A 3,154-nucleotide genomic window follows, 5' to 3' on the forward strand; every position below is an offset into this window, starting at 1 on the left:
GCTTCACGCAGGTCGCCGAGCGATATGGTGGGGACGCCGCCCTTGCTCCCAACACCGAGGAGGACGGCGATCAGGACTTCATCTACCTGCTTACCGGAACGGAAGCCGAGGGCGACACCTGCCGCACGCGCATTCGCGAGTATGCCGAAGCCCAGAGGACGGTCGCGGGGCTCTGCACAGGGGCTCGGGAACTGGGGCATCGCGAGACCCTGCGTTAGCGGCCGCCGACCTCGCTGAACCTTTGCAACCTGTGTAACCTTGGCTGTCGGTAACGGGGCCGGGGAACTCGTCTACGCCCCTCCACGGGGGTGACCTGTGTCTATTCGAGCGAGGTCGGCCTCGAGCTCGTGATCGACAGCGAGGTGCCCTGGCGGGCAGCTTTCCTGCGCTCGCGCTGACGGACGGTAAGATGGCCGGATGACCCCTTACGACGCCTTTCAAACCCTCGACCTGCGCGTCGGCCGCGTCCTCCGCGCCGAAGTCAACGAGCGCGCCCGCAAACCCGCCTTCAAGCTCTGGCTCGACTTCGGCGAACTCGGCGAGAAGACCTCGAGCGCCCAGCTCACCGACCTCTACGCGCCCGAAGACCTCGTCGGTCGCCTAGTCGTAGCCGCCGTCAACCTGGGCACGCGGACCATCGCGGGTTTCCCTTCCGAGGTCCTGGTGATGGGCGCGGGCGACGACGCGGGCCGGGTGGTGCTGCTGGCCGTGGAGCGCACCGTGCCTCCCGGCGCCAGGGTCTACTGAAAGGGTCTACTGAAGAGGGTCTACTGAAGAGGGTCTACTGAAGAAGGAGCCTCGAGCCGTGGCGCCCTTGGAGCGCGCCCGTGGCTGACGCACGGGCCGGTCTTGAGCTCGCCCGCACGGGGCTCGAGCGGAGCCGGCACTTGGAGGACATCTTCAACAGGGTATACTGCACCATCAACCCGAGCCGCTAGACGGGCGAAGGGCGCAGCAAAAGGCTGCTCGAGTCGCGAGTGTTGAGGAGATGCGTGTTTTGCAGACGTGGAGGACGATGAAACCCTGGCAGGAAATCGGCGTGGACCTCGGAACCGCGACGGTGCTCATCTTCGTCAAGGGCAAGGGCATCATGCTCCGCGAACCTTCGGTGATCGCCATCGTGCGCGACACCCGTGAAGTAAAAGCGGTCGGCGACGAGGCCTATAGGATGCTCGGCCGCACCCCCGGCAACGTCATCGCGGTGAGGCCCATGCGCGACGGCGTCATCGCCGACTACGACATGACCGAAAAGATGCTCAAGGCCTTTGTCAACAAGGTCCTGACCGGCCCGAGCAGGTTTTTCAAGCCCCACGTCATGGTGAGCGTGCCCTCGGGCGTCACCGAAGTCGAGCGGCGCGCGGTCTTGCAGGCCGTCCGCGAGGTGGGCGCGCGCAAGGCCTTTTTGATCGAGGAGACGCTGGCCGCGGCCATCGGCGCGGGCGTCAACATCGCCGAGCCGACGGGCTCGATGATCGTCGATATCGGCGGGGGCACCACCGACATCTCGGTCATTTCATTAGGCGGCCTCGTCGTGTCGGAGTCCTTGCGCATCGCCGGCAACGAGTTCGACGAGGCCATCATCCGCCACACCCGCCACAACGAGAACCTGCTGATCGGCGACCGCACCGCCGAAGAGATCAAGGTGAAAGTCGGCGCGGCGATCATCTCCAAGCCCGATGACGTGCGCGACATAGAGGTGCGCGGCCGCGACCTCATCAACGGCCTGCCCAAGACCATTCGCGTCACCACCGAAGACGTGACCGAGGCCCTGAAGGAGCCCCTGCAGAAGATCGCCGACGGGGTGCGGCGCGTCCTGGAGCTCGCCCCGCCCGAGCTCGTCTCGGACATCATCGACCGTGGCATCATCATGACGGGCGGCGGCTCGCTCCTGCGCAACTTCGACGAGCTCTTGAGGCAGCACACCGGCATCCCCGTGGCCGTCGCCGAGAACGCCACCGAGTGCGTGGCCTTGGGCACCGGCAAGGCGCTCGACATGCTGCCGGTCCTGCAAGACGCCCTCATGACCGACAGCTTTTCGCGGCGTTAGTAACAAGCACATCGTCGATCAGACTGAAACCTTGGAACACACGGTGAGGCAGACCGTCCTTGATGGGCAGATTCCGCTGTTGCTGGACCTGCGCCGCGCGCGTATAAGCCCTGGCGTGACGCTCGAGCAGCGCTACTTTCTTGTCCACCCAGGCGGGGTCGAAATAGAGGTTGCGCGCCTCGAGCGGGTCGCTGCTCAGGTCGAACATCTCGCCGTAGCCGCCGTCTTCGTCGAAGACCGTGAGGCGCCAGCCGTCTTCTGTAAGGACGCTGCGGACCGAAGGATGGACGTCCGGGCAGTGGTCGGACTCCACGGTGACGCTATCCCAGCCCTCACTCTCGTCGCCGCGGCAGGCCGCGGCAAAGGACTTACCCTCGAGCAGGGGTCTGCGCTCGAGCCCGGCCCAGTCGCAAAAGGTCGGGAAGAAATCGAGCGAACAGAGCAGACGGTCGTTCACCTGCCCCGGCGCGAGCAGGGGACCGCTCACGATGAGCGGGCAGCGGACACCCTTATCGTAGTGGGCGACGCCCTTGGTGATGAGCCCGTGGTCGCCGAGCATCTCGCCGTGGTCGCTGGTGAAGACGACAATGGTGTTCTCGCGCAGCCCGCGCTCGTCCAAGAAGCGCTCGAGCCGAGCGAGCTGGTCGTCGATAAAGCGCAGGGAGCCGTGATAATAGGCTTGAAGTTGCCTGAGCGCCTCCCTATCGTCGGCGATGCGCTCGAAGCCCGCGAAGCGCCGCTTCTTGAGGAGGGCCTCGGGAGCGCGCTCCAACCAGCGCGCGGGCAGCGGCTCGGGCATGCTCTCGGGAGGGAACATGCCGGCATAGGGCTCGGGCGGGTCGTAGGGGTCGTGCGGGTCGACGTAGGAGAGGTGGCAGAGGAAGGGCTTCTCGGGGTGCTCGTCTAGGTGGCGCCGCATGAAGTCGAGGCCCAGGTCGGTAATCCAGGTGGTCTGTTGCGCCTCCGGTGGCAGGGGCGAGGGGTACATGAGCGGCCAGGGCGAGGCCCGCCGCAGGGGCTCGATGTGCTCGTCGCGGGCGCGCTGCCAGCGTTCGCGCTCGTGCTCGCTCAGGTAGGGCATCGGCCAGCAGGTCGCCAGGGCCGCTT

At 66.2% G+C, this 3,154-nt stretch carries 4 protein-coding genes; 3 read left to right on the top strand and 1 reads right to left on the bottom strand.

Annotated elements, in window-relative coordinates; translation table 11 throughout:
* The 3 genes from M3498_18450 to M3498_18460 form a co-directional block, all read left to right on the top strand.
* Nucleotides 1–218 (top strand): hypothetical protein (locus tag M3498_18450; protein ID MDQ3461248.1); only part of this gene is annotated, 218 nt, incomplete at its 5' end.
* A gap of 199 nt (nt 219–417) precedes the next feature.
* Complete coding sequence (locus M3498_18455) at nt 418–747, top strand: tRNA-binding protein (GenBank protein MDQ3461249.1); 330 nt, start codon at nt 418–420, stop codon at nt 745–747.
* Between the two features lie 241 nt (nt 748–988).
* The gene (locus M3498_18460) at nt 989–2,047 is read left to right on the top strand and encodes a rod shape-determining protein (GenBank protein MDQ3461250.1); all 1,059 of its coding nucleotides are present in this window, start codon (nt 989–991) and stop codon (nt 2,045–2,047) included.
* On the opposite strand, the gene M3498_18465 is transcribed toward M3498_18460, so the two are convergent.
* Nucleotides 2,019–3,154 (bottom strand): sulfatase-like hydrolase/transferase (locus M3498_18465; GenBank protein MDQ3461251.1); only part of this gene is annotated, 1,136 nt, incomplete at its 5' end. The two genes, M3498_18460 and M3498_18465, sit on opposite strands and share 29 nt — an antisense overlap.

The organism is Deinococcota bacterium (assembly GCA_030858465.1).
Lineage (GTDB): Bacteria > Deinococcota > Deinococci > Deinococcales > Trueperaceae > JALZLY01.